General features: G+C 48.0%; 21 protein-coding genes and 1 pseudogene. 8 read left to right on the plus strand and 14 right to left on the minus strand.

Annotated elements, in window-relative coordinates; genetic code table 11:
* Positions 1-365 precede the first annotated feature (365 nt).
* Positions 366-1193 (minus strand): ion transporter, encoded by an 828-nt coding sequence (locus RHEIN_RS12435; RefSeq protein WP_008899322.1) that lies wholly within the window; start codon positions 1191-1193, stop codon positions 366-368.
* A gap of 181 nt (positions 1194-1374) precedes the next feature.
* Here RHEIN_RS12435 and RHEIN_RS12440 point away from each other — a divergent pair, with 181 nt between their 5' ends.
* Positions 1375-1827, plus strand: coding sequence for a hypothetical protein (locus RHEIN_RS12440; RefSeq protein WP_008899323.1), 453 nt, complete (start codon positions 1375-1377; stop codon positions 1825-1827).
* Between the two features lie 27 nt (positions 1828-1854).
* Here the strand turns inward: RHEIN_RS12440 and RHEIN_RS12445 are convergent, their stop codons facing one another.
* From RHEIN_RS12445 to RHEIN_RS12460, 4 genes are read right to left on the minus strand one after another with little or no spacing between them, the layout of a single operon-like run.
* Positions 1855-2472, minus strand: coding sequence for a TetR/AcrR family transcriptional regulator (locus RHEIN_RS12445; RefSeq protein WP_008899324.1), 618 nt, complete (start codon positions 2470-2472; stop codon positions 1855-1857).
* Positions 2473-2514: 42 nt separating this feature from the next.
* Positions 2515-3930 carry an efflux transporter outer membrane subunit gene (locus RHEIN_RS12450; RefSeq protein WP_008899325.1) on the minus strand — a complete coding sequence of 472 codons (1416 nt, stop codon included), beginning with the start codon at positions 3928-3930 and terminating at the stop codon, positions 2515-2517.
* Positions 3927-7058: an efflux RND transporter permease subunit gene (locus RHEIN_RS12455; RefSeq protein WP_008899326.1), complete on the minus strand. Its 3132-nt coding sequence runs from the start codon at positions 7056-7058 to the stop codon at positions 3927-3929. Before RHEIN_RS12455 ends, RHEIN_RS12450 begins: the two co-directional genes overlap by 4 nt.
* 18 nt (positions 7059-7076) lie before the next feature.
* Entirely contained in the window at positions 7077-8240 is a 1164-nt protein-coding gene (locus RHEIN_RS12460; protein WP_008899327.1) for an efflux RND transporter periplasmic adaptor subunit, read from the minus strand.
* A 199-nt stretch (positions 8241-8439) separates the two neighbouring features.
* On the opposite strand from RHEIN_RS12460, the gene hemN reads away from it, so the two are divergent.
* The 5 genes and pseudogenes from hemN to RHEIN_RS20445 all read left to right on the plus strand — a co-directional run bounded on the left by hemN (position 8440) and on the right by RHEIN_RS20445 (position 13592).
* A complete protein-coding gene (gene hemN / locus RHEIN_RS12465) occupies positions 8440-9816 on the plus strand; it encodes an oxygen-independent coproporphyrinogen III oxidase (protein WP_008899328.1) in 1377 nt (458 codons plus the stop codon).
* Positions 9817-9888: 72 nt separating this feature from the next.
* Complete coding sequence (gene trhP / locus RHEIN_RS12470; RefSeq protein WP_008899329.1) at positions 9889-11217, plus strand: prephenate-dependent tRNA uridine(34) hydroxylase TrhP; 1329 nt, start codon at positions 9889-9891, stop codon at positions 11215-11217.
* Positions 11202-11396 (plus strand): 4Fe-4S binding protein, encoded by a 195-nt coding sequence (locus RHEIN_RS20715; protein ID WP_008899330.1) that lies wholly within the window; start codon positions 11202-11204, stop codon positions 11394-11396. The genes trhP and RHEIN_RS20715 overlap by 16 nt, the downstream gene beginning before the upstream one ends.
* A 129-nt stretch (positions 11397-11525) precedes the next feature.
* Positions 11526-11965 (plus strand): annotated as a pseudogene (locus RHEIN_RS12475) (nucleoside deaminase).
* 19 nt (positions 11966-11984) lie between these two features.
* Entirely contained in the window at positions 11985-13592 is a 1608-nt protein-coding gene (locus tag RHEIN_RS20445; RefSeq protein WP_008899332.1) for a sensor domain-containing diguanylate cyclase, read from the plus strand.
* Here the strand turns inward: RHEIN_RS20445 and RHEIN_RS12485 are convergent.
* The 6 genes from RHEIN_RS12485 to RHEIN_RS12510 are packed head-to-tail and all read right to left on the minus strand — an operon-like array spanning position 13572 to position 17839.
* On the minus strand, positions 13572-14633 hold the full coding sequence (locus RHEIN_RS12485) for a CobW family GTP-binding protein (protein ID WP_008899333.1): 1062 nt from the start codon (positions 14631-14633) through the stop codon (positions 13572-13574). The genes RHEIN_RS20445 and RHEIN_RS12485 overlap by 21 nt on opposite strands.
* Positions 14630-15058, minus strand: coding sequence for a Fur family transcriptional regulator (locus RHEIN_RS12490; RefSeq protein ID WP_008899334.1), 429 nt, complete (start codon positions 15056-15058; stop codon positions 14630-14632). Before RHEIN_RS12490 ends, RHEIN_RS12485 begins: the two co-directional genes overlap by 4 nt.
* Before the next feature lie 3 nt (positions 15059-15061).
* The gene (locus tag RHEIN_RS12495; protein ID WP_008899335.1) at positions 15062-15652 is read right to left on the minus strand and encodes a ZrgA family zinc uptake protein; all 591 of its coding nucleotides are present in this window, start codon (positions 15650-15652) and stop codon (positions 15062-15064) included.
* A 20-nt stretch (positions 15653-15672) separates the two neighbouring features.
* Positions 15673-16257, minus strand: a complete 585-nt coding sequence (locus RHEIN_RS12500) for a DUF1826 domain-containing protein (protein WP_008899336.1) — start codon at positions 16255-16257, stop codon at positions 15673-15675.
* A complete protein-coding gene (gene zigA, locus RHEIN_RS12505; RefSeq protein WP_008899337.1) occupies positions 16257-17465 on the minus strand; it encodes a zinc metallochaperone GTPase ZigA in 1209 nt (402 codons plus the stop codon). The genes RHEIN_RS12500 and zigA overlap by 1 nt, the downstream gene beginning before the upstream one ends.
* Positions 17466-17467: 2 nt before the next feature.
* A complete protein-coding gene (locus RHEIN_RS12510) occupies positions 17468-17839 on the minus strand; it encodes a MerC domain-containing protein (RefSeq protein ID WP_008899338.1) in 372 nt (123 codons plus the stop codon).
* Positions 17840-17956: 117 nt separating this feature from the next.
* On the opposite strand from RHEIN_RS12510, the gene RHEIN_RS12515 reads away from it, so the two are divergent.
* Both RHEIN_RS12515 and RHEIN_RS12520 read left to right on the plus strand, forming a co-directional pair.
* On the plus strand, positions 17957-20392 hold the full coding sequence (locus RHEIN_RS12515) for a TonB-dependent receptor (RefSeq protein WP_008899339.1): 2436 nt from the start codon (positions 17957-17959) through the stop codon (positions 20390-20392).
* A 63-nt stretch (positions 20393-20455) separates the two neighbouring features.
* Positions 20456-21781, plus strand: a complete 1326-nt coding sequence (locus RHEIN_RS12520; protein WP_008899340.1) for a hypothetical protein — start codon at positions 20456-20458, stop codon at positions 21779-21781.
* Positions 21782-21835: 54 nt separating this feature from the next.
* Here RHEIN_RS12520 and RHEIN_RS12525 read toward each other — a convergent pair whose 3' ends face one another.
* The 3 genes from RHEIN_RS12525 to RHEIN_RS12535 all read right to left on the minus strand — a co-directional run bounded on the left by RHEIN_RS12525 (position 21836) and on the right by RHEIN_RS12535 (position 23538).
* The gene (locus RHEIN_RS12525; protein WP_008899341.1) at positions 21836-22111 is read right to left on the minus strand and encodes a Rho-binding antiterminator; all 276 of its coding nucleotides are present in this window, start codon (positions 22109-22111) and stop codon (positions 21836-21838) included.
* 95 nt (positions 22112-22206) lie between these two features.
* Positions 22207-22665 (minus strand): helix-turn-helix domain-containing protein, encoded by a 459-nt coding sequence (locus RHEIN_RS12530; protein ID WP_083826312.1) that lies wholly within the window; start codon positions 22663-22665, stop codon positions 22207-22209.
* A gap of 30 nt (positions 22666-22695) precedes the next feature.
* Positions 22696-23538, minus strand: a complete 843-nt coding sequence (locus RHEIN_RS12535) for a substrate-binding periplasmic protein (RefSeq protein WP_237704362.1) — start codon at positions 23536-23538, stop codon at positions 22696-22698.
* Positions 23539-23563: the final 25 nt, after the last annotated feature.

Here is a 23563-nt window from a genome sequence, read left to right on the forward strand (position 1 = left end):
AAGAAACATCAGCTTAAACCAGCTGGAACAGAAAAGGAATGCAAAGGCGGGATAGTCAATGGACAGGCCGCGACTGAATGCCGCGGCCTGAACAGAGTATTAGGGCGTGTTGACGTTTCGAGATTAAATTTTGTTCGTTCTGGCGCCGCTTTGAGCGCGAAAGGAGGAGCGAAGTTTAGTTATTCTAAATGAGCGACGAGTGACAAAGCTCAGGGCGCCGCCAGACGAACCTGGAGGGCAGCGCCTGGACGGCCTTTCTGCTGCGTTAGCACTCGTTTGTGTAGAATAACTACACCGCACTCGCGCTGCCTTGCATAAAAACCGGCCAGACTGCTGCAAAAATAACCCTGAAACGTCAACACGCCCTAGTGGTTACGTTGTTTCAGCTCTTCTCTTAACGCTTTCAACTCTTGCTGAATATCAGCCAGTTGCTGGTGCATCAGTTGTTGTTCGGCCAGCTCAGCTTTTTTGTCTTCAGCCCGTTCGGCTGCATGCTCCTGATCGGTAAAGGTTTGCATGGTGTTGACGATAATGGCGATAAAAAGGTTCAGCATAGTAAAAGTGGCGATTAAGATAAAAGGCACAAAAAAGGCCCAGGCATAAGGGAACTGCTCCATCACAGGACGGGAAATACCCATAGACCAACTCTCCAGGGTCATCACCTGAAACAGCGTATAAAAGGAAGCCCCGATAGAGCCAAACCATTCAGGGAAAGCGGCGCTGAATAACTTAGTGGCAATGACAGCAAAGACGTAATAAATCAGCAGCAACACCATAGCGATGGAGCCTAAACCCGGTAAAGAGCCTAACAGAGCTGAAACTACGCGGCGCATCGATGGAACTATCGACAGCAAACGTAAAACCCGCAGCACCCTTAAAGCCCGCAGTACCGAGAACTGACCAGTCGCCGGCATCAAAGCTATAGCCACTACGGCAAAATCAAACAAACTCCAGGAGTCTTTAAAAAAACTCATGCGGTAGGCAAAGATTCGCAGCAGCAGTTCGATGACAAAAATCGTCAGCAAAACTTTATCCGCCAGCAGTATCACTGAGCCAAAATCCTGCATCAGTGAAGCCGAGGTTTCCAGGCCTAATAAAATAGCGTTGATTAAAATCAGCACTAAAATACCGTGGTTAAACCAAGGTGTCTCGACCAGCTGCAGCACTTTTTGTTGCATATTGTGTGGTTTCATTTTTCTCTCATAACTGGAGCAACTAAAAAATTTGCCGCATTGTAGCTGCGTTCAGATGAACTTGGTAGCTGTCCTTAAACCGGCGTAACAGAGCTGTCAAAGGAATGACTTTTAGCGCTGGCCTGTATCTTGCTTTGGTACGACTTGAGTCAAAGAGGGCAAGGAATAAAGGACATAGTTTATGAAGCTGGATAACAGCAATCTTTTTGAGACATTAAGCCAAATACGCTCAAACCAGTATTCAGCTTTGTATACAGCTGTGGCGAAAAAAGAACCCCAATCCGCCACCGGAACAGTGGAAAAACCCGCAGAGGGCAGTGCTGAGCAGACTGCGCAACCCAAAACTTTAGCTTTTGACCATATGAGCCGTAAGCAATTATCTGACTGGCTGAGCAAGGGGCTGGACAGCGGAAAAATTCCGGCAGAGCAGGAACAGGCATTTCGGGTATTGTTGTATTCAGGTAAAACCGAAAGCTCAGACGAGCAAGCTACTACGGATAACCAGGCCATAGATTTTACTGCAAAAGCCAAAGATGCTTTAAGTAGCGCAGTGCAGCGTAATGATAAAAGCTCAATCCTGTTTTGGGCCAATGCGATGGCCACTATGAATCAGTTTCAGGGCAAAGAAAAATAAGGCAGCAGCTACTGCCTTATTAGTTTTCTACTCAAAGGGTGACAATAAAGTCCGCAGTGCAGGGCGCAGAGCCAGTAATATGGTGTCTTTTTGTAACTCCGGGTATAAAGTCCGGCGCATCGCCAGGCCACCTATCATGGCAAAAATAACATTGATACGGGCATCCAGTTCTTTGTCTGTTGCATCTTTCACCAGACTACGTTCAGCTGTCAGTAGACGTCTCATTCGGGCTCTGGCATGGGTGTCTGACTCTTGCATCAAAAAGGCGACTTTTTGATTGCGGGCAGCTTCTGCCAACATTTCCAGATCCAGTGCGTTCTTTTCTTTATCTGTATGGCGTTCAACACCTTGATCCGCACCATCGAGCATAGTGGTTAAAAGATCGCCCGGGTGATCTTCAAACTGCTGAAATATAGAAAACATTTCTTCCATATTTTGCTGAATAATAGCTTCGATAATGGCTTCTTTGCTGTCGAAATAATTGTAAATATGACCAGCACTCATCCCTGCAGTTTTTGAGATCTCAGCCATGCCAGCACCATGGTACCCTTTGCGACGGAAGCAATCTGCTGCCGCGGTCAGGACCTGGTTTCTGCGTGCTTCTGCTAAAGCCGGATCTGTATGTCGTTTTTGTTTTTCTGTCATAGGGCACTCCAACGCCGGGCTTTCAGGCCCGGCGACTGCTTGTTATTCCACAGGACTGGTGTTGCTCTGCCAACCACCGCCGAGCACTTTATACAAACTAATCTGGCTGGCAAGCAAAGCTTGTTGGCCGCTGATCAGTTGTTGTTGTGCGCTGTACCAGGAACGCTGAGCGTCCAGTACCTGCAGATAGCTGTCAACACCTTGCTTAAAGCGTGCTTCGGACAAGGTAAAACTTTGTTGGTTGCTGTTCGCTAAGTCTTGCTGCGCCTGCAACTGAGCTGCATAACCTTCACGATCCGCTAAAGCATCAGAGACTTCACGAAAGGCCTGCTGAATTTTTTGCTGATAAGTGACTAAAGCCACTTGTTGTTGTGTTTCTGCCACATCCAGATTGGCCTGAGTGCGGCCCATGTTAAAGATGGGCAGGTGAATAGATGGCATAAAACTCCAGCTACCCGAACCCCCTTTAAACAGATTATCCAGTTCACTTGAGGCTGAACCCGCATTGGCGGTTAAGTTGATGCTGGGGAAAAAGGCTGCTTTGGCGATGCCTATATTGGCATTGGCTGCCAATAAATCATGTTCTGCTGCTTTCAGATCCGGTCTTTGCTGCAATAAATCCGAAGGTAAACCTGCTGGTAGTTCAGGTAACTGCACTACTTTACTCAGCGGCTGATCCGGCAACAGATCTGCAGACACTTGTGCACCAGTCAGCAGATCCAAAGCGTTTTTGTCGCGCTGCAATAAACGCTGGTAACGGGCTATATCCACTTTGGCTGTGGCTACAGTACTTTTCACTTGCTGCAGTGTTAAGGCTGAAGCTGCACCTAAGTGGTAGCTTTGTTCTGTCAGTTCCAGTGTTTTTTGTTGGCTGTGTAACGTATGGGTTGCCAGCTCCAGCAACTGCTGATCGGCAGCATAGCTCAGCCAGGCATTGGCCAATTCGGCCACCAGACTGATCTGGCTGCTTAATTGGGCCTGCTCTGTTGCATACAACTGCTGCAATGCTTGTTCTGACTGATTACGCACTTTGCCCCAGAAATCCAGCTCATAGGAGGTAATACCCACAGTGGCGCTGTATTGCTGATTAATTTGCGCACTGCCTGTACCTGTTAAATCGGCAGGTAAACGCTGGCGTGTGCCTGAAGCATTTAAATTCAGCGCCGGATACAAAGCTGAGTCTTCAATCTGATACAAAGCCCTGACTCGCTGCACATTTAAGGCCGCGATTTGTAAGTCTTTATTCTGAGTAAGACTGAGCTCTATCAACTGCTGTAGCTTAGGGTTGCTGAAAAACTGCTGCCAATGCAATTCTGTGGCTTTGACTCCAGCATCCCCTGAAACAAGGGCATAGTTGTGTGGCACAGGGAGTTCAATGGCTTGTTGCTCCGGCGCCAGCTGGCAGGCGCTTAATACCAGCAGGGCCAGACTGCTTAAACTCAGTGTTTTGAAATTCATACTGTTTTCTCCTGTGCTTCTTTTTGTGTGCCAGGAAAAATCCGGCGTACTAACACAAAAAACATCGGCACAAATACCACCACCAGCACAGACGAAGCTAAAGTACCGCCTATCACTGAAATACCAAGGGCGTTCTGGGCACCAGAGCCAGCACTGGAGGCAATGGCCAGAGGCAACACACCACAGATAAAGGCCATAGAGGTCATAATGATAGGGCGCAGACGTAAACGTACAGCTTCAATAGCAGCTTCAACCAAACCTGAGCCCTGATCCATACGGTGGATAGCAAACTCCACTATTAAAATGGCGTTTTTAGAGGCTAAGCCTATAGTGGTTAACAAACCCACTTGCAGATAGATATCGTTTGATAAACCGGCCAGCAGCGCAGCCAAGGCAGCACCAAACACACCTAAAGGCACTATCATCATCACAGCAGCAGGCACAGACCAGCTTTCATACAAAGCTGCTAAACAGAGGAATACCACTAACAATGACAAGGCATAAAGTAAAGGAGCCTGACCACCACTTAAGCGTTCTTCATAAGAGATACCTGTCCACTCGTAGGCAAAGCCCGGAGGTAACTGTTTAGCCAGTTGCTCCATTTCGTCCATGGCCTGACCCGTGCTGTAACCCGGTGCTGCAGCGCCCTGAATTTCCATAGACGAGAAACCGTTGTACCGCTCCAGACGAGGAGACCCATAGGTCCAGTGTGAGCTGGCAAAGGCAGAGAAGGGCACCATATCGCCATTGTTATTGCGCACATACCATTTAGTTAAATCTTCCGGCACCATGCGGCTGTCTGCTGAGCCTTGTAAAAACACTTTTTTCACCCGGCCTCTGTCAATAAAATCATTCACATAGCTACTACCCCATGCGGTGGATAAGGTGCTGTTGATCGAAGCCTGACTGACTCCTAAAGCTTCAGCTTTAGCTAAGTCGATATCCAGTTTCAACTCTGGCATATCTTCCTGACCATTAGGGCGTACACCAGCAAGCACAGGGCTTTGCGCCGCCATACCTAACAGCTGATTGCGGGCCGCTAACAATTGCTCATGGCCTAAGCCTGCTCTGTCCTGTAAATGCAGGTTAAAGCCGTTGGCAGTGCCCAGTTCGACTACGGCTGGCGGCGGGAATGCAAAGACAAAAGCTTCTTTAATAGTAGAGAAATAGCCCATGGCTTTGCCAGCGACAGCACCTACAGATAAACCATCACCCTGACGTTCATCCCAGTGTTTTAAATTCACAAAACCTAAGGCTGCGTTCTGACCTGAACCTGCAAAGCTGAAGCCTGTAACAGTAAAGATAGACTTCACTGCTTCGCCTTGTTCCTGCAGGAAATGGTTTTCCATTTTTTCTACCACTTTAAGCGTTTGTTCAGTGGTAGAGCCTGCAGGCAGCACCACCTGATTAAACAAAATACCCTGATCTTCGTCTGGTAAAAAGGCCGAAGGCAACTGGCTGAAAATGTACACCATGCCACCAAAAATCAGCGCGTAACAGAGCAGGTAACGCTTGCTTTGCTGGATCATACGACCAACAAAACTCTGTGCGCCTTTGTTGGTTTTATCAAAACCACGGTTAAAGCCTGAGAAAAATTTACCTAATACAGAGCTGTCGTCATGCACATGGCTTGGTTTTAATAAAGTGGCACAAAGAGCGGGCGTCAGAATTAAAGCCACCAGCACCGACAGCGCCATAGCAGACACCAGGGTGATAGAAAACTGACGGTAAATCACACCAGTAGAACCACCAAAAAACGCCATGGGCACAAATACCGCTGACAACACCATAGCTATACCTACTAAGGCGCCTTTAATTTCGTCCATGGATTTACGGGTGGCTTCAAGTGCAGATAAACCTTCTTCTGTCATCACCCGTTCGACGTTTTCGACGACCACTATGGCGTCATCGACCAATAAGCCTATTGCCAGCACCATAGCAAACATGGTCAGGGTATTAATGGAATAACCAAAGGCCGATAAAATGGCAAAAGTACCCAGCAATACCACAGGCACAGCTATGGTTGGAATTAAGGTAGCGCGGAAGTTTTGCAGGAACAGATACATCACCACAAAGACTAAAACCACAGCTTCAATTAAGGTATGTACTACTTTTTCAATCGACAATGAAACAAAAGGCGTAGTGTCGTAGGGCACCACAGCTTTTAAGCCTGCAGGGAAAAAGGGTTCCAGATCGGCAAGGGCTTGTTTCACACCAGCTGCAGTATCCAGCGCATTAGCACCACTGGCCAGTTTTACGCCAATACCAGAGGCCGGTTTACCGTTAAAGCGGGCTACAACACCATAGTTTTCGCCACCCAGTTCCACTGTGGCTACATCAGCTAAACGCACCACAGAGCCGTCGCTGTTGGTTTTTACCAGTATGTCGCGGAACTGTTCCGGAGTTTGCAAACGGCTTTGCGCTGTGACTGTGGCATTTAATTGCTGACCTTCAATGGCAGGCATACCGCCTAATTGTCCGGCAGACACCTGAGCGTTCTGTGCACTGATAGCGGCGCTGATATCTGCAGTTGTTAATTTGTAGTTTTGCAGTTTGGCCGGGTCTAACCAGATACGCATCGCATACTGGGAACCAAAGAGCTGAACTTCACCCACACCATTAACACGTGAAACTATGTCCTGCACGTTGGACGCAACATAATCGCCTATGTCGATATTGGTCATGCTGCCGTCTTCTGACACAAAACCTGCCACTAACAAGAAGTTACGTGCAGACTTAGCCACAGAGACCCCCTGACGCTGCACTTCCTGCGGTAACAGCGGAGTGGCCAGAGCCAGTTTGTTTTGCACCTGTACCTGAGCTATATCCGGATCGGTATCGGCACTGAAGGTTAAGGTTAAAGAGACGGAACCATTGGACTCAGAAGTAGATGACATATACATCAGGCCATCTAAGCCTTTCATTTTTTGTTCTATCACCTGGGTGACAGTGTCTTCCAGCGTACGGGCCGAAGCACCAGGATAACTGGCACTGACACTGATAGCTGGCGGTGCTATGGATGGATACTGTGCTATAGGCAAAGACTGGATGGCTAATACACCAGCCAGCATCACCACTATGGCCAACACCCAGGCAAAAATCGGCCTGTCGATAAAAAATCGTGACATTCAAATTCTCCGTTGGCGTTACTGTGGGCTGGCCTGAGCTGCTGCATCGGCAGGAACTGCCTGAACTGGTGCACCAGGACGTATTTTTTGTAAGCCTTCAACAATCAGCTGATCGCCTTCATTTAAGCCACTGCTGACCAGCCAGTTCGAACCTATAGTGCGGTTTGCCTGTAAAATGCGGGCTTCGACTTTGCCTTCTTTGCCAACCACCATGGCGGTGGCTTCACCTTTGCTGTTGCGGCTGATGCCACGTTGTGGTGCCAGAATAGCCCCGGCTTTCACGCCTTCCACTACTTCGGCCCGCACATACATGCCAGGCAGTAATAACTTTTCAGGGTTAGGAAACTCTGCTCTTAAGGTGACAGAACCAGTACCCGGATCCACAGTCACTTCTGAAAATTGCAAAGTACCTTTATGTGGATACACAGAACCATCTTCCATTTTCAGTTCAACCTGGGTCTGAATAGCGGCATCTGAACCTAAATCGCCAGAGGCCAGGGCTTTTTTCAGTTGCAGCATCTCGTTGCTGGATTGAGTCAGGTCAACATAAATGGGGTCCAGCACAGTTACAGTAGCTAAAGCTGTGCTTTGGTTAGCGCTGACTAAAGCACCGGCAGTTACGGCAGATTTGCTGATCTGGCCATCAATAGGGGAAAGCACTTTGCTGTAATTTACATTGATTTGGGCTGTTTTTAACTGAGCCTGAGCTGTTAATAAATCGGCCTGAGCTTGTTTATAGCTGGCGTCCGCTTCATCAAACTCTTGCTGACTGACGGCTTTAATTTTTAATAATTCGGTATAACGACCAGCTTTAGCTTTGCTGCTGGCGATGCTGGCCTGCGCTCGTGCCACTGCTGCTTTAGCGCTGGAGAGCTGTGCATCAAAAGTAGCAGGGTCAATCTGATACAGAGCCTGACCGGCTTTGACTTCACTGCCTTCAGTAAATAAACGTTGCAGCACTATGCCGTTCACCTGAGGGCGGATTTCAGCAATTTGTGAAGCGGCAACACGGCCTGGCAATTCTTTAGTCAGGGTGACGGCCTGACTTTTCAAAGTAACGACACCAACAGGCACGGCCTGTGCAGCAGGGGCTGCAGGGTGTTCAGCCTGGCCACAACCGGCCAAAGCAACAGAGCCCGCCAGGGCTGTCAGGGCAAAAAATACAATGCGGGAATGCTGCATCTTTAAAATCTCCATTTAGAGTGAACGTTCATTCTAATTTGTTTTTCCCTATTTAGCCAGTTCACTTTGTCGCCGTTTTGCAGGTTTTGGTCGTGAAAAGTGGATTGCAGTGCAGGAAAAGCAAGCTTTGTTATTTCAGATCAAGAGACTGCGAGCCTGAGTCTTTTACACTCTGTTTAATTTTGTTGCAGGGGAAATAATGATGGACTTAGCACCACAGCCTTTATGGTCTTCCGAATTAATACAGAAGTATTCTGTGAATGGACCACGTTACACTTCTTACCCTACGGCTTTGTCTTTAGTGCCTGATTTTCCGGCCTCTGCGGTACAGGCGGCTTTGGCGGGTTCTGCTACACAATTGTGTTTGTACCTGCATATCCCCTTTTGTCAGCAGCTTTGTTACTACTGTGGCTGCAATAAAATAGTGACCCGCCACAGTAGCAAAGCTGATCTGTATCTGCTGGCGTTGGAACAGGAAATGGGCTTGTATCAGCATTTGCTGGCAGAAAAAACAATTTCTCAGCTGCATTTAGGCGGTGGCACTCCCACCTTTTTAACGGAAGAGCAGTTGTCATTATTAATGCAGCTGTTGCGGCAGCATTTTGTATTTAAAGCGGATGCTGAGCTATCGGTAGAGATAGATCCACGCAGTTGCACCCTGGATAAACTGGCGCATTTGCGTGAGCTTGGTTTTAGCCGGCTCAGTTTTGGCGTGCAGGATTTCGACGAACAGGTGCAAGTTGCGATTAACAGGGTGCAAAGCGAGGAGCTGGTGCGGGTTTTAGTTTTGCATGCCCGTGCTTTGGGATTTAGCTCTATCAATCTGGATTTGGTCTACGGTTTGCCTTATCAGCAAGCTGCGCGTTTTTCAGAGACTCTGGATAAAGTACTGGAGCTGGATCCGGACAGAGTGTCGTTATTCAGTTATGCCCATATGCCGACCCGTTTTGCCGCACAGCGTAAAATTCCAACCCAAAGCCTGCCACAGGCGGAAAATAAATTAGCCTTGCTGCAGTTAGCGATAGAACGTTTTAGTCAGGCGGGCTATCAGTGTATTGGTATGGATCACTTCGCCAAAGCCACAGACAAGCTGGCAATAGCTCAGCAGGAAGGCAAATTACAGCGTAACTTTCAGGGCTATACCACAGCAGGACAAGACGCTTTGGTGGGCTTAGGAGTCTCCTCTATCAGTCAGGTCAACGGCGTGATCTGGCAAAATCAAAAAGAGCTGAAACAATACCAGCAGCAATTGGCCTTAGGCCAATGGCCAGTGGATAAAGGGCTGAGTTTAACTCAGGACGATAAAATCAGAGCCGCTTTAATCAGCCAGCTGATTTGTCATTTTGAATTGGACATCCCCGCCTTTTGTCAGCGTTTTGGCCTGACGGATTTCTGGGATTATTTCGCTGATGTGTTACCTAAACTTGAACCTTTGTGTCTTGATGGCCTGGTCAGTTATTCCAACGAGCATATTCAGGTAACGGCACCAGGCCGTTTGCTGGTGCGGGTGGTCTGTGCCTGCTTTGATCGTTATCTGGCTAAGAGTGACAATTTAAGTTATTCCAAAGTGGTTTGATCCAACGCAAAACACTGAACTGAGCAGGCGCTAAGATGCGCCTCTTATTTTTGCATGATCTGGATTGCGGCTATGAATGCTCCTGAACTTTTATCCCCGGCTGGCAGTTTAAAAGCTATGCGAATGGCTTTTGCTTATGGTGCTGACGCTGTGTATGCAGGTCAGCCGCGTTTTAGCCTGAGGGTGCGTAATAACGAATTTGACCTTGAAACTCTGGCTATTGGCATCTTTGAGGCCCATCAACAGGGAAAAAAATTCTATCTGGTAGTCAATATTGCGCCGCATAACAGCAAGTTGCAGCGTTTTGTTGAAGATATGGCTCCGGCTATAGCACTGGGGCCTGATGCTTTGATAGTGTCTGACCCTGGCGTGGTCTATTTATTGCGTCAGCATTTCCCTCAGGTGCCACTGCATTTGTCAGTACAAGCCAATACGGTGAACTGGGCCGCAGTCTTATTCTGGCAGCAGCAAGGTATAGAAAGGGTGATCTTATCCCGTGAGCTGGCGCTGGAAGAAATAGCTCAAATCCGCGAAAAAGTACCGTCTATGGAGCTGGAAGTTTTTGTGCATGGTGCGCTTTGTATGGCCTATTCAGGCCGCTGTTTATTATCAGGTTATATCAATAAACGGGACCCTAATCAGGGCGCCTGCACTAACGCCTGCCGTTGGTCTTATCAAAGCCATCTGGCTGAGGAAGATGAAGCAGGGCAATACAAACCTGTAGCTGCAGCATTGCCAGATCCTGTGCTGGTGGAAGAGCAAGGCAGGCCCGGTGAGCTGATGCTGCTGGATGAAGACGAGCATGGCAGTTATATTTTTAACTCCAAAGACTTACGTGCAGTACAGCATGTTCAGGCGTTGACCGCTATGGGCGTGCATTCACTCAAAATAGAAGGCCGTACTAAGTCGCCTTATTATGTCGCCCGCACTGCACAAGTGTATCGTCAGGCTATAGATGATGCGATGGCGGGTAAGGCGTTTGACCCTATATTGCTGCAGCAACTGAATGGCATGGCGAATCGTGGTTTTACCGAAGGTTTTTTGCGCCGGCATGTGCCTGCTGATTTGCAAAACTATCAAACCAGCCACAGTGAAGGTGAGCAATTGCTGGTGGGCGAATTCAGTGGCGAAATCAATGCTCAGGGCCTGGCTTTAGTGCAGGTCAAAAATCGTTTTAGCTTTGAGGATCAGCTGTTGCTGATGACACCAGCGGGCGTCACGCCTGTGGATGGCGTTTTTTATGCCGAAGATGGCTGCCAGTTGCTGATCGCGCCCGGTTCTGGTTATCAGGTTTGGTTGCAGCTGCCTGATGGCATCAGTCCGCAGCATGCTTTTTTACTGAAACAGCAAAAAACGCAGCCTGAGCAGAGGTGTGGGGAAAGTGTATGTCAGTGTGGATAACACCGGACTGTATTCATTGTGATCTTTGTGCACCGGAATGCCCGAATACAGCCATTTACAGAGCGGAGCAGCAGTATCAGGTGGATTCTGAACTTTGTACTGAATGTGAAGGTTTTTATGACAAAGCTGCTTGTATTGAGGTTTGCCCACTGGATTGTATTGAATTTGTTTCAGCGTAAAACCGCAGGATAAACATTTTTTTAAAGCATTCTTTCCTCCTTTGCAGATTTTATCACTAAACTGTTGAAACAGAGCCACAAGCTTCACTGAGTTGTGGCTGATTTCAGATGAGATGCAGGATGGTGTGAATGACTGACCCTTTTATGTTAGCCGCTATAGAACAGGCCAAAAAAGTTTAGCTGAAGGGGGGATCCCCATAGGTTCTGTGCTGGTGATCAATGGCAAGATTGTGGGCCGTGGCCATAATCAGCGGGTACAAAAAGGCAGCTGTGTTTTGCACGCAGAAATGGATTGCCTGGAAAATGCCGGTCGTTTAACGGCCAAAGACTACCAAAGCGCAGTTTTGTATTCCACTTTATCCCCTTGTGATATGTGCAGTGGCACAGTGTTGTTGTACGGTATTCCTAAAGTAGTGGTAGGCGAAAACCGTACTTTTCAGGGACCTGAAGCTTATGTTCAAAGCCGGGGGGTTGAGCTGGTGATCCAGGACAATACCGAATGTGTGCAGCTGATGCAGGACTTTATCGAGGCTAAACCAGAACTATGGCATGAAGATATAGGGGAATAACGTGAAGGCATGCTGCGTTATGCTCAGTGTGCTGATGGCCGCTACTCAGGTCTCAGCTCAGGTATCGGCAGGTGAAAACACTAGCTTTGGCTGGCTGTTTTTGGCTGCCGCTGCACTTTGCATTATTCCTGCTGCATTGGCTTTTCTGATTTTTGTAGTGCGGGTCAATCGTAAACTCAAAGCTATTGTCATTTCAGGTCAGAGATCCGCCCTGATGCAGCAAAACCGTAGCAGGGTGCTGGCGATGATTGTTGAGCAAGTTCCATTGGAACAAGTGTTGGATGCTCTGGTGGAAGGGGCTGAACAAATGGATCCTTCAGCCAGCTGCACTGTATTATTACTCGATGAGCAAGGGCTTTTACATGTAGCCTCAGCGCCACATTTACCTGCTCAATACAATGCAGCTATCGACGGTCTTGCGGTGGGAAATGGGGTGGGCTCCTGTGGTACAGCAGCCTACTCGGGCAAACGGGTGATAGTGGAAGATGTGCGGGAACATCCTTACTGGCTGCCTTACCAGGCTCTGGTGGAGTTAGCAGGTATCCGTTCCTGTTGGTCTGAACCTATTAAAAACCGTCAGGGTAAAGTGCTGGGCACTTTTGCTATTTATCATAAAGAAGTGACAGTACCCTCAGAGCAGGACATCCAGCTTATTTGTGAAAGTGCAGCTTTAGCAGAAATTGTGATTGAACGCAGCAATGCCATTGAAGCGCTTAAACGCAGTGAAGAACGGCACAGGTTATTGGCGGATCATGCCACTGACGTGATTTGGACTATGGATCTGGGCGGGCATTTTACCTATATCAGCCCTTCAGCGGAAAAACTAACGGGTTATCCGGTGACAGAATTGATGCAACAACAAATGCAGCAATTGGTCACGCCTGATTCTTATGCTCAGATCAAACTGCAAATGAAGAAAGCCGCAAAAGCTTTGCAAGAGGGAGAAGCTTATCCGAATTATGTTGGAGAAGTGGAACAGGTATGCAAAGACGGACGCAGAGTCTGGAGTGAAGTGAAAATCTCCGGTATGTATGATGGTGAAGGCAAGTTTGCAGGCATTTTAGGGGTCAGCCGAGATTTAACAGAGCGACGTAAAATAGAAGAACGTATGCGTTATATGGCGCAACACGACACCCTAACAGGACTTCCTAACCGCACTTTGTTTGCCGACCGCTTACAAAAAGCCTTGCAATACGCCATGCGGCACCAAAAATCTCTGGCTTTAATGTTACTCGACTTGAACAAATTTAAACCTGTGAACGATACCCATGGTCATGCAGTGGGTGACTTGTTATTACAACAAGTGGCAGAACGTTTGCAGTGTGTAATACGGTCTTCCGATACAGTGGCCCGTATAGGAGGGGATGAGTTTATCATTTTGTTGCCGCAGATTGATGAATCTCATCATGGCGCCATGGTGGCCGAAAAAATTCAGCAGGCCATAGCCAGACCTTTTGATATTCACGGTCTGGAAATCCAAATCAGCTGCAGTATAGGCCTGGCCTGTTACCCACAGGATGGTGAAACTGATCTGGCTTTGAACAAAGTAGCAGATCAGCGTATGTATCAGCAAAAAGCGGCTGTGGCGCAGGCGCGTATGAACCCTTTAGATCTTCAAGCCGAGTAAAGGCCGCAGGCTTTTTTCCAGTTGTTCTCTGGATAACTGGTCGGTAATAAACACCAGTTTGCTTTGCCTGTCGTCATTGGGCCAATGTGTCAGCACAGCTGTTGGGTGCAATAGCTGCTGTACCCCATGGATCACTACAGGGCCGGGAAATCCTTCAACGTTTAAAATTGCTTTTACACGCAGTAACTGATGGCCCATCTCTGGCAATAAGGCGTCCAGCCAGAGTTGGATAGCAAACAAAGTTACAGGGCGGGTTATCTGATAGCAGTAGGTGTTGATCGTATCCTGGTGTGAGCTTATTTCATTGCTAGTTGAAGCTGGAAATGATGCCACCGGGTCGGAATTCAAGGGTTCAAACTGCGCGGAACCAAAATTCAGCCAGTGGGTCAGTGGGGTGACAGACTGAACGGGTTCTACATGATCCAACTCCAGCAGAGCAGAGAGAGCAGTGACGCCCTGATCAGAGGGCTGCACAGGGGCAGTTGGGTTGAGCTGACGAATGTGCTGCAGCACCTGGGTTAGAGTGTCCTCATCAGCCAGATCCTGTTTGGTTAACAGGATCAAGTCGGCTACCGCAACCTGACGTTTAGCTTCCCGGTACTGACTTAAAGTATGCAGCGCATTCACTGCATCTACCGTAGTCACAGTGCCCTGTAATCTGTATTGCTGAAAAATTTTCTCGTTGGAAATTAGCGTGCTGAGTATAGGGCTTGGGTCTGCCAGACCTGTAGTTTCGATAATAACCCGGTCAAAACTTTTGATGCCGTTGCGGCTGAAGCGCCAGCTGATGTCAGTCAGGGTTTTCACCAGATCGCCTCGTGTGGTGCAGCAAATACAGCCATTGGACAGTTCGACAATTTGCTCTTCTGTGCTGCGGCTGACTAACAAATGATCCAGGCTGGTTTCGCCAAATTCATTGATAATCACCAGGGCTTTACTGAAGGCTGGATCTTTTATCCACTGGTTCAGTAAGGTGGTTTTGCCACTGCCTAAAAAGCCGGTCAGCAGATAAAGCGGAATACGCTGTGAGCTTATGGTCATTCTGTATGATCCTTTTGGCAAGATGCGCATATGCCATGAAATTCAACAGGCTGTTGATTTAACTTAAAACCTGTGGCTGCTATTTTGCGTTTTTGTTGTTGCAGTGGATTTGAACTGGCCGAAAACATCACGGCCTGACAAATTTCACAGATCAGGCACTGCCCAGGTTCCGTCAGGTCACCGGGCAAAGCGACAAATTTATTGACCGACACCAGCTTCACCACCAACTGCTTCGCCAGTAAAAAATCCAGACAGCGGTACACCAGCATAGGGTGAATGATCCGCCCTATTTGTGGGCGCAACAGGTCAATAATTTCATAAGCAGACAAAGCACGTTGTTGCTGTTGCATCAACATATACACGGCTTTGCGGTTGCCGCTGAGCTTCAGCTCTGTTGGTGCTTGCTCTGTTGTGGCGGTCTGCATAGGTCAGTTCAGCGATAGCTGGCGGTCAGCGGGCGTTAAAGTGGCAGCGGACTGCCCCTTTTCAGTGATCCAACTGCTATGGATCTGCTGCAAGTCAGGGAACAGACTAAACAAGTTCACCTTTAGCGTCACCGACTCTGTTACCGCCTTGCAGCTGAACTGATAACTGGCTTCTATATCGGAATGACCTGCATGCTTGTGGTCATGGTCATGGTCATGGTCATGGTCATGGTCATGGTTATGGTCATGTGAGTGTTTGTGTTCAGCCTTTGTATGCTGTTGTAGTTCGGCCAAATTTGATTGATGGTGCTTCAACTGACAATCTGCCCCTGCAATCTGAAATAGCTTGTCAGGTTGAGCCAGCAGAATTTTGGCTTTTTTTACAGCATCAAGTTCAGTCTGTGTTTGTGGCTGATGCTCAAAACCCAGAATATCTGAGCCTGTGGCATAAAAGCTGATCTGTAAATCTGTCGCCAGTTTAAATAGCTCAAGCCGGGCTACTCCATGCTGATGGGCTCTGGTGTCAGGCTGTTCTGCCTGAGTGCAGACACTAAGCAGGGTGCAGCAACTGGCGAAAATAAAAGGTAAGCGCATAGACATTCTCCGGATATAGATTATTCGCCTACTGGATCCAGGCTCAGCAGCAAGCGGGGTTGATCGGTATTAGGGGAACGATGCCAGATGGCTCCGTCTTTATTGCCAGTCCAGCCAGACCCTTTTAATAGCGCAACCTCACCGGTACGGATCTGCTGGTAAGGCTGTTGGCTTTGTGCTGTGGTTCCGGCATGCCATTCTGTGGCAGGACCTGAATAAGTGACCAGTAAACGTGCTGCTACATGGTCAGTATGAAAACGGGGGCACATCGCTTTTTCCAGTCGTTTTAGCCGAACTCCTACTGCAGAGCAATCCATCAGGCAGGTCAACATCTGGCTCAGCAACGCCAGATCGGCAATAAACTCGGCTTTCCCTTCAGCGTCCGGCAAACGATTCTGCAGCAATCTTGTCAGCTCTTCAGGTTCAGCGACCAGTTGCAGATCTGCAAATTTGCTTAGACCAGCAGCATAAGTCCGGATGCGCTGACTGAGTTCACGCTGCCAAATCACCAGATTAACATCAGGCTGAAACAGCTCAGTCAGTATGTCGCTGGAACTGCTTTGCAGCTGTTTCATCTGGGGTAGAAGTTGAAAGGCCGCCAGCATCAGGCAAATTCTGCCTGAAAAGGACTGGTGAACGTTTTCCATTCGTTGATGGATAAAGCCAGTTCTTGCTCTGTCAGCAGGCACTGCTCTAATTGTTTCAGCACCTGTGCCTGATCCAATTGCTGGCCAATAAACACCAGTTCTTGCCGGCAATCCCCAAAAGGCCCGACAAAGCTGCTTTGAATACTGTGCACAGCTTCTGCGTCATCCGGCCATTCATCTTGTGGTACTGCATGCCAAAACAAACCTGCCATACCATAACGGGCAATGCCGCCAGCCTGATGCCATTGCCATGCATAGTCAGGTTCACTGGCCAGCCAGAAATAACCTTTGGATCTCAGCAGTTTACCCTGAGGCCATTCCTGATGTAGGAAGTCATAAAACCGTTCTGGATGAAAAGGGACACGGGCCTGAAAGGCAAAACTGCTGATGCCATATTCTTCCGATTCGCTCTGATGTTCGCCCCGTAACTCTTTTAACCAGCCTGGTGCTTGCTGAGCTTTTTCAAAATCAAATAAGCCTGTTCCGAGCACTTTGTCGATGTCTATTTTGCCCTGACTGGCCTGATGAATTTGCGCCGTACTATTCAGTTTGCGCAGTATGGCTTTGAGTTCCTGCAAATCGTGCTCACTGACCAAATCTGCTTTGCTGATCACTAACAGATCACAAAACTCGACTTGTTCGATCAGAAGATCCGCCACACTGCGCTCGTCTTCTTCACCCAGGCTTTCGCCTTTCTCCTGCAAGGAACTGGCCTCGCGATAGTCTTTTAAAAAGTTCACTGCATCCACCACTGTCACCATGGTATCAAGCCGTGCTATGTCGGATAAACTCTGGCCCTCTTCATCGGAAAAAGTAAAGGTTTCAGCTATAGGCAGGGGCTCTGAAATACCTGTTGATTCAATGACTAAATAATCAAAACGGCCTTCGCGGGCTAAGCGGCCCACTTCCAGCAATAAGTCTTCGCGCAAGGTGCAGCAAATACAGCCATTGCTCATTTCCACCAGTTTTTCTTCAGCACGATTCAGACTGACTTCGTTTTTCACTGTAGCGGCGTCAATATTCAGCTCGCTCATATCATTAACGATCACCGCCACTCTGCGGCCCGCTCTGTTGTTAAGGATTTGATTCAGCAAAGTCGTTTTGCCTGCGCCTAAAAAGCCGGAGAGCACAGTGACGGGTAATCTTTTATCTAAGGAGTTATTCATAGTTAATTCGCCAATGCAGCAGGAATATGGCTATTCAACAGGCGTCTGTTCAACAGATGCGCTGCTATCAAAATAAATCCACCTAAAACCGCCAGCACAGGCTCTGCAGATTCAGGCACAAAAAGAGAGATCAGCAACAAGCTAAAACCCAGACCGCCAATCAGTAACGGCTTCATATTGCGATGCTTCACCCATGACAGCGGCAGACTCCAGGCCAGGATCAGACTGATTGGAGCGAGCAATAAATAATGCACCCACTCTGAACCCAACCAGCTTCCAATCATCCCAACACCACCCAATGCCAACAGCACAGGGGTAAACAGGCAATGCAGAATGCAAAGCCCTGATAAACACACTCCTAACAGATCTTTCATGATGTTCGCCTTATTTGATGCAACAGAGACTTGCCAACAAACCTTGTTTTCGTGATATGTTATATTATCACGAAATGTGAAAGCAACCGAAACTGAATTTGTTTTTTGGGGAAGTGCATGCGTAGAAAAACTATAGTGGCCAGTCTTATTGCGGCCAGCCTGAGCGGTCAGCTTTGGGCTCAGTCTGTGCAAGGGACTGTGGTAGACGAGCAAGGTCAACCTGTGGCGGAAGCCTGGGTGACAGTGGTTGGGCAAAACAAAAAAGTGAAAACTGATGCCTCAGGTCGTTTTGAATTCACTGATTTGCAGAGTAAACAAGCCGAACTGCATATTGAAGCCAGCAGTTTTGCCCACCGTAATTTCCGTCTGGATTTACCAGCTCAGGGTGTACAAGGTATTCAGTTGGCGTTGAGCTCTACAGCGCTTGAAGTCATTGATGTCAAAGCCAGTCCATTTCATGCTTCCAGCACAGAATCTGCTTTGCCTGTCAGTGTGCTGGCTGGTGATCGGCTGAAAATGAATCAACAGTCTACTTTGGGCGATACGCTGAAAAACGAAGTAGGGGTGCACAGTAACTTTTATGGCTCTGTGGCCAGTAGCCCTATTATTCGTGGTTTAGATGGCCCACGGGTTTTGATCACGCAAAATGGTTTGGATGCTGGTGATGCCTCTCGCGTTGGGCCTGATCACAGCGTGTCGGCTGAAGCCAGCACCGCCAGTCAGATTGAAGTATTACGTGGCCCTGCCACTTTGTTTTACGGCAGTGGCGCTATTGGTGGTGTGGTCAACGTGGTGGATAACAGAATTCCCACTGAGCAAGTCACCAAAGGCGAATGGATGCTGCAGCGTGAGTCGGTGAATAACGAAAAACTGGCTTCAGGTTCAGCTCAGACTTTTATTGGTCAAACTGGTTTATATGCCGACGTATTCTGGCGTGATAACGATGATTACAGCATTCCGGGTGAAGCAGAAGTGCATCACGACGACGAAGATGAAGATCATGATCACGAAGCAGGCGCTTCAGGCAAAGTCGCCAACACAGCAGCAACAGCCAAAGGTTTTAGCTTAGGCAGCAGTTACCTGCTGGAAAATGGTTTTGTGGGTTTGTCTTTTGGTCAGTTAAAACGTGAATATGGTATTCCGGGCCATAGCCATGGTGGTCATGCTCACGAAGGTGAAGAGCATGCCGAAGAGTCTGTGTATGCCGATCTGAAACAGGACAGAGTGCAGTTTTTAAGTGAACTGGATCTGGATTTGCCCTGGCTGCAGCAACTGAACAGCCGCATTGCTTACACAGACTATCAACATATGGAAATTGAAGAGGGCTTAGTAGGTACCACTTTCAAAAACCAGAGCGAAGAAGCCCGTTTTGAATTGCTGCATCCGGTGATTGCCGATTGGCGCGGTGGGGGCAGCCTGCACTATAAACACAGTGATTTTGAGGCTGTAGGAGCTGAAGCTTTTACCCCTCCATCCAGTACAGAAATGCTGGCAGTCGCCCTGATGGAGGAACGGCATTTTGGCCCAGTGTTATTGCAACTGGGTGCCCGTACTGAGCAGGTGACTATCAATGCAGCTGATGTATTGTTACCCCCATTGGCGGCACATTCGCATGACGACGATGCGCATGATCACGACCACGACCACGGCCACGACCATGGTGCAGAATTTATCCGTGTTTTTGATGTAGAGCATAAGTTTAAACCCTACAGCTTGTCCGCTGGTGCTGTCTGGGATTTTACTGAAGGTTACAACTTAGGTGTGTCAGTGTCCCGTTCAGAGCGCGCCCCTTCAGCTTCTGAGTTATTGTCATTTGGCCCTCATATTGGCACTGCTTCTTATGAAATTGGTGCGTTATTCAGCCTCAATGACGACCCGCACGCAGAACAAGCCATAGTGCTGAATCGCCAGCCGATAGAAATGGAAGTAGCGAACAACCTGGACCTGACTTTCCGTAAAATCAGCGGTGATATTGGTTTGGTATTTAATGCCTTCTACAACAAAGTAGATAACTACTACTACCAGCAAAACACAGGTTTATTCGCTGAAGACGGCCATAACCATGATCATGGTGACGAAGAAGGTCATGATCACAGTGGTGAGTTGCCGGTTTATCTTTTTGTGGCAGAAAATGTGATTTTGCATGGCTTTGAATCACAGCTGGTGTGGCAAATTGCTCAGCCTTATCGCTTCACAGTACAGGCCGATTATATCCGTGCCCGCCTCGACAGAGGGGGTGATTTACCCCGCACTCCTCCACTGCGTTTATCCAGTGAACTGGCTTATGAAGGCGATCAAATCTCAGCGGATCTTCGTCTGACCCGTTATTTCAAGCAAGACAGAGTTTCAGAGCTGGAAAGTGCAACTGCCGGCTACAACCTGCTGGATGCCTCAGTCAGTTATCACTTCAGCGGTGCCTTGCAGGACATAGTGCTTTACGTCAAAGGCGAAAACCTGACTGACGAAGAAGCCCGTGTTCACACCTCTTTTTTGAAAGACAAAACCCCTTTGCCAGGCCGTTCTCTGGGTTTAGGTATTCGTGGTCAATTTTAAGTTTTTATCGCGGCTGCGCTGTTCCTGCTGAGTCGCGATCTTTTTAATTCTTATGGAGTTTGTATGTTGAAATCAAAACTAAATGTGTTGGCGTTACTGATCAGTGCTTCATTCCTGGTCGCCTGTGGTGACAGCACAACCAATATAGTCGAAAAGGATCCTATTCCTGTGGAAGACGATCATGATCACGGCCACGAAACCGGTACTGGTCGTTTAGTCATTTCGGATAAAGACAGCACTATGCTCAGGGTGTACAACCTTGAAGATGGCGACTTATTGGGGCAATTCAGTTCACTGAACAATGCATCAGCTTTGCATGCGTCAGCCAGCCAGCGTTTTGCTATGGTAGTACAGCGTGATACGGATAAAGTAGAGTTTATCGATGGCGGTTTGTATCAGGAAGATCATGGCGATCACCTGCATCCTTATGAAGAAGAACCTCGCTTGATGAGCCTGCAACTCAGTGAAAGCCGGCCTACTCATGTCACCACCACAGATGAACAAATCGCCATCTTTTTTGACGGCAACGCGGCAAGCTCCAGTGTGGCAAAAGTAGCATTGCTGAATGATGATCAAATTAATACAGGCAGCAATGACTATCCGGTTTTAACCTACAGCACTCATATGCACGGCGCAGCTCAGGCCCGTGGTGAGATCCTGGTTTCAACTATCCGTGATGCAGCAACAGCCAGTACTTTGCCGGATCAGGTCGGTATTTATCATGTGCATGGTGACCATTTTCATCTGGAGCAGGAATTTGATATGCGTTGCCCTGGCTTGCATGGCAGTGCACAAAATGCGGATTATGTCAGCTTTGGCTGTACTGATGGTGTGATGCTGTTAAAGCAGGACGGCGAAACTTTCACCGCCAGCAAAGTGGCTCATACCACTGATTTCACGGGCACTATGCGTATTGGTACTCTGAAAGGACATGAAGACGCCCCGCATTTTATCGGTTTTGCCGGTGCTACTGTGTTTTCAGTCAACCCTGAAGCAGGCAGCCTGAATAAAGTGGAATGGCAGGCCGCTACAGGCGCCAGCATCATAGGTTATGGTTTTGCCGATCATGGCGAAAAGTTTGTGCTGCTGGACTCCACTGGCGCTCTGAGTATCCTGAATTACAATGCAGAGACTACAACTGGTGCTGCTTTTGAACTGGCAGACAAAGTTCAGATCACCACTGCTGATTTAACCACTATGCCAACAGGCAGTCAGTTACAGCTGGCTATATCCGCAGCAGACGACAAGGTTTATGTGGCGGATCCACTGAGCAAAACCGTCAGCACTATTGATCTGGAAGAAGCTGAAGTCACAGAAACTCAGGAGCTGGGTTTTACACCACATAAACTGGTGTGGCTGGGTATTCCTGCAGGGCATGACGATCACTAAGTTTAACGGAAACAGATCACAGCTACCCTTTTGGTAGCTGTGGCTGGAATAAAGTTAAACAGCACTGTTACCCTTGTGTTGTAACCAAATCTCCTGCTGAGGTGCATTGGCATCCACTACCTCAATACGTTCAATCTGCATTAGTGGAATTGCCACTTTTTGCCCGTCCTTCTCCAGCAGTAAAAATTCTTCCTGTGCTGTAGTTCGGGTGTCATCAGCAATACCCGAAATAGTGCTGCCATCGAGCTGATGGACAAGTACCAGGTATCGTCTCATACAGATAATTTCGACATGATCATGTAAATCGCAAGCAAGAACAGGCTGTTTCATACCGGGCTCCTTGATGTTGAGTAAACCAAAGCTGAGTGCCTTGAGGCCCTGCAGCTTGAGCTATGCACTAAGGGCTCTGGTTATCCTGCCTGCAGTCAGCTACGCACCGTCTTTTCGACTTTAATACCTAATCGTTTGGCGAGGCGGGCCAGATTGGCTCTTTCTAAATCCAGTTGCTTCGCCGCCAGACTCCAGTTGCCTGAAGTTTGGCTGAGGATTTGAATAATTTGCTGCTTCTGAAATTCTTCAGTGGCAGCTTTCAGGCCCAGGCCATTGCTGTAGAGTATAGGATAAGCCGTTGCTAAGCTGTTATCGGCTGAAACTGCGCTGGTCGCTAATTCCAGATGCTCTGGCAACAGCGCAATAATATCCCGGGCTTTGGCTTCTTTTCTGGCTTTAAGCGCAGCGCGGCTAATCACATGTTCCAGTTCACGCACATTGCCTGGCCAGTTGTAGTGCAACAACAGAGACTGAGCAGCTGTGCTGATTTTTAGCTGACGTATGCCCAGTTTACGGGCTGTCACTTCCAGAAAATAGCCGGCCAGCACTAACACATCCTGTTGCCTGCCTTTTCTAAAATATAATTACCAAATAAGTGCTTCTGCTTCTTGCTGAGGTAAATAGACCGAGTAAATTTTTAACAAAGTACCGTCTCTCTTTAGCTCTTCCATCAACAAACGCCAATGTTCAACATCGGGCTGCGTAAAACTGGCTTTTGCTAACACTAGCCCATGAGGCACCCCCTGTTCCTGTCGATACCAGTCCAGCATTCTGGGTTGAACTGCAAACTGCAGTTGGGGTAACAAGCGACGATAAACAGGGGATTGAGCAAATATAGCCTGAACCCGCCCTTGTTTTAAGGCTTTAAACAACGTGATGCTATCTGTGTAATACAACACTCTGTTCTGAGTGGTCAATTGCTGCAAAAACGTATCATGTAACAATCCATGCTTGAACGAGCGGACAGCTCCAAATCTGAGATCGGAACGCAGCAAAAATTCCTCTGGCTGCTGCACAGATAAAGGTACCTCAGGAGACAGCAACACTATATTTTTCATCTGCATATATGGGACAAACCAAGCGAAAAGAAGGCGTTCTGGAGTTTCGACACCCGAAACGCTCATATCAAGATTAGCCTGCTCTAAGTCATACCATATTCTGGCTCTGGGCATCAGACTGCTATAAATTTTACAGCCTGTGCGATGGCGGATTTCGTTAATAATGTCTTGATCGATACCACTTCTGCCGTCAAAAAATAATACGCCATGCTCATATAGCCCTGCTGTCCAGGCTTTTTCCGGACATTGGATAGCTGCTATTGAAACTGGGGAAAGGTAACTAAAAATCAAACAGATACAACCTATTAGGGTTGTACGAAACCAGTTACCTTTCATCGTTGCATTGTCCTTAAGCCGAAACTGATCCAATGATAAAGCGCTATGACTTAAGTAA

This window comes from Rheinheimera sp. A13L (genome assembly GCF_000217935.1).
Lineage (GTDB): Bacteria > Pseudomonadota > Gammaproteobacteria > Enterobacterales > Alteromonadaceae > Pararheinheimera.

Bases quoted from the DNA above. Each gene is read 5' to 3' on its own strand.
- RHEIN_RS12435 (WP_008899322.1), bottom strand. From the start codon at position 1,193: ATGAAACCACACAATATGCAACAAAAAGTGCTGCAGCTGGTCGAGACA.
- RHEIN_RS12440 (WP_008899323.1), top strand. From the start codon at position 1,375: ATGAAGCTGGATAACAGCAATCTTTTTGAGACATTAAGCCAAATACGC.
- RHEIN_RS12445 (WP_008899324.1), bottom strand. From the start codon at position 2,472: ATGACAGAAAAACAAAAACGACATACAGATCCGGCTTTAGCAGAAGCA.
- RHEIN_RS12450 (WP_008899325.1), bottom strand. From the start codon at position 3,930: ATGAATTTCAAAACACTGAGTTTAAGCAGTCTGGCCCTGCTGGTATTA.
- RHEIN_RS12455 (WP_008899326.1), bottom strand. From the start codon at position 7,058: ATGTCACGATTTTTTATCGACAGGCCGATTTTTGCCTGGGTGTTGGCC.
- RHEIN_RS12460 (WP_008899327.1), bottom strand. From the start codon at position 8,240: ATGCAGCATTCCCGCATTGTATTTTTTGCCCTGACAGCCCTGGCGGGC.
- hemN (WP_008899328.1), top strand. From the start codon at position 8,440: ATGATGGACTTAGCACCACAGCCTTTATGGTCTTCCGAATTAATACAG.
- trhP (WP_008899329.1), top strand. From the start codon at position 9,889: ATGAATGCTCCTGAACTTTTATCCCCGGCTGGCAGTTTAAAAGCTATG.
- RHEIN_RS20715 (WP_008899330.1), top strand. From the start codon at position 11,202: ATGTCAGTGTGGATAACACCGGACTGTATTCATTGTGATCTTTGTGCA.
- RHEIN_RS20445 (WP_008899332.1), top strand. From the start codon at position 11,985: ATGCTCAGTGTGCTGATGGCCGCTACTCAGGTCTCAGCTCAGGTATCG.
- RHEIN_RS12485 (WP_008899333.1), bottom strand. From the start codon at position 14,633: ATGACCATAAGCTCACAGCGTATTCCGCTTTATCTGCTGACCGGCTTT.
- RHEIN_RS12490 (WP_008899334.1), bottom strand. From the start codon at position 15,058: ATGCAGACCGCCACAACAGAGCAAGCACCAACAGAGCTGAAGCTCAGC.
- RHEIN_RS12495 (WP_008899335.1), bottom strand. From the start codon at position 15,652: ATGCGCTTACCTTTTATTTTCGCCAGTTGCTGCACCCTGCTTAGTGTC.
- RHEIN_RS12500 (WP_008899336.1), bottom strand. From the start codon at position 16,257: ATGCTGGCGGCCTTTCAACTTCTACCCCAGATGAAACAGCTGCAAAGC.
- zigA (WP_008899337.1), bottom strand. From the start codon at position 17,465: ATGAATAACTCCTTAGATAAAAGATTACCCGTCACTGTGCTCTCCGGC.
- RHEIN_RS12510 (WP_008899338.1), bottom strand. From the start codon at position 17,839: ATGAAAGATCTGTTAGGAGTGTGTTTATCAGGGCTTTGCATTCTGCAT.
- RHEIN_RS12515 (WP_008899339.1), top strand. From the start codon at position 17,957: ATGCGTAGAAAAACTATAGTGGCCAGTCTTATTGCGGCCAGCCTGAGC.
- RHEIN_RS12520 (WP_008899340.1), top strand. From the start codon at position 20,456: ATGTTGAAATCAAAACTAAATGTGTTGGCGTTACTGATCAGTGCTTCA.
- RHEIN_RS12525 (WP_008899341.1), bottom strand. From the start codon at position 22,111: ATGAAACAGCCTGTTCTTGCTTGCGATTTACATGATCATGTCGAAATT.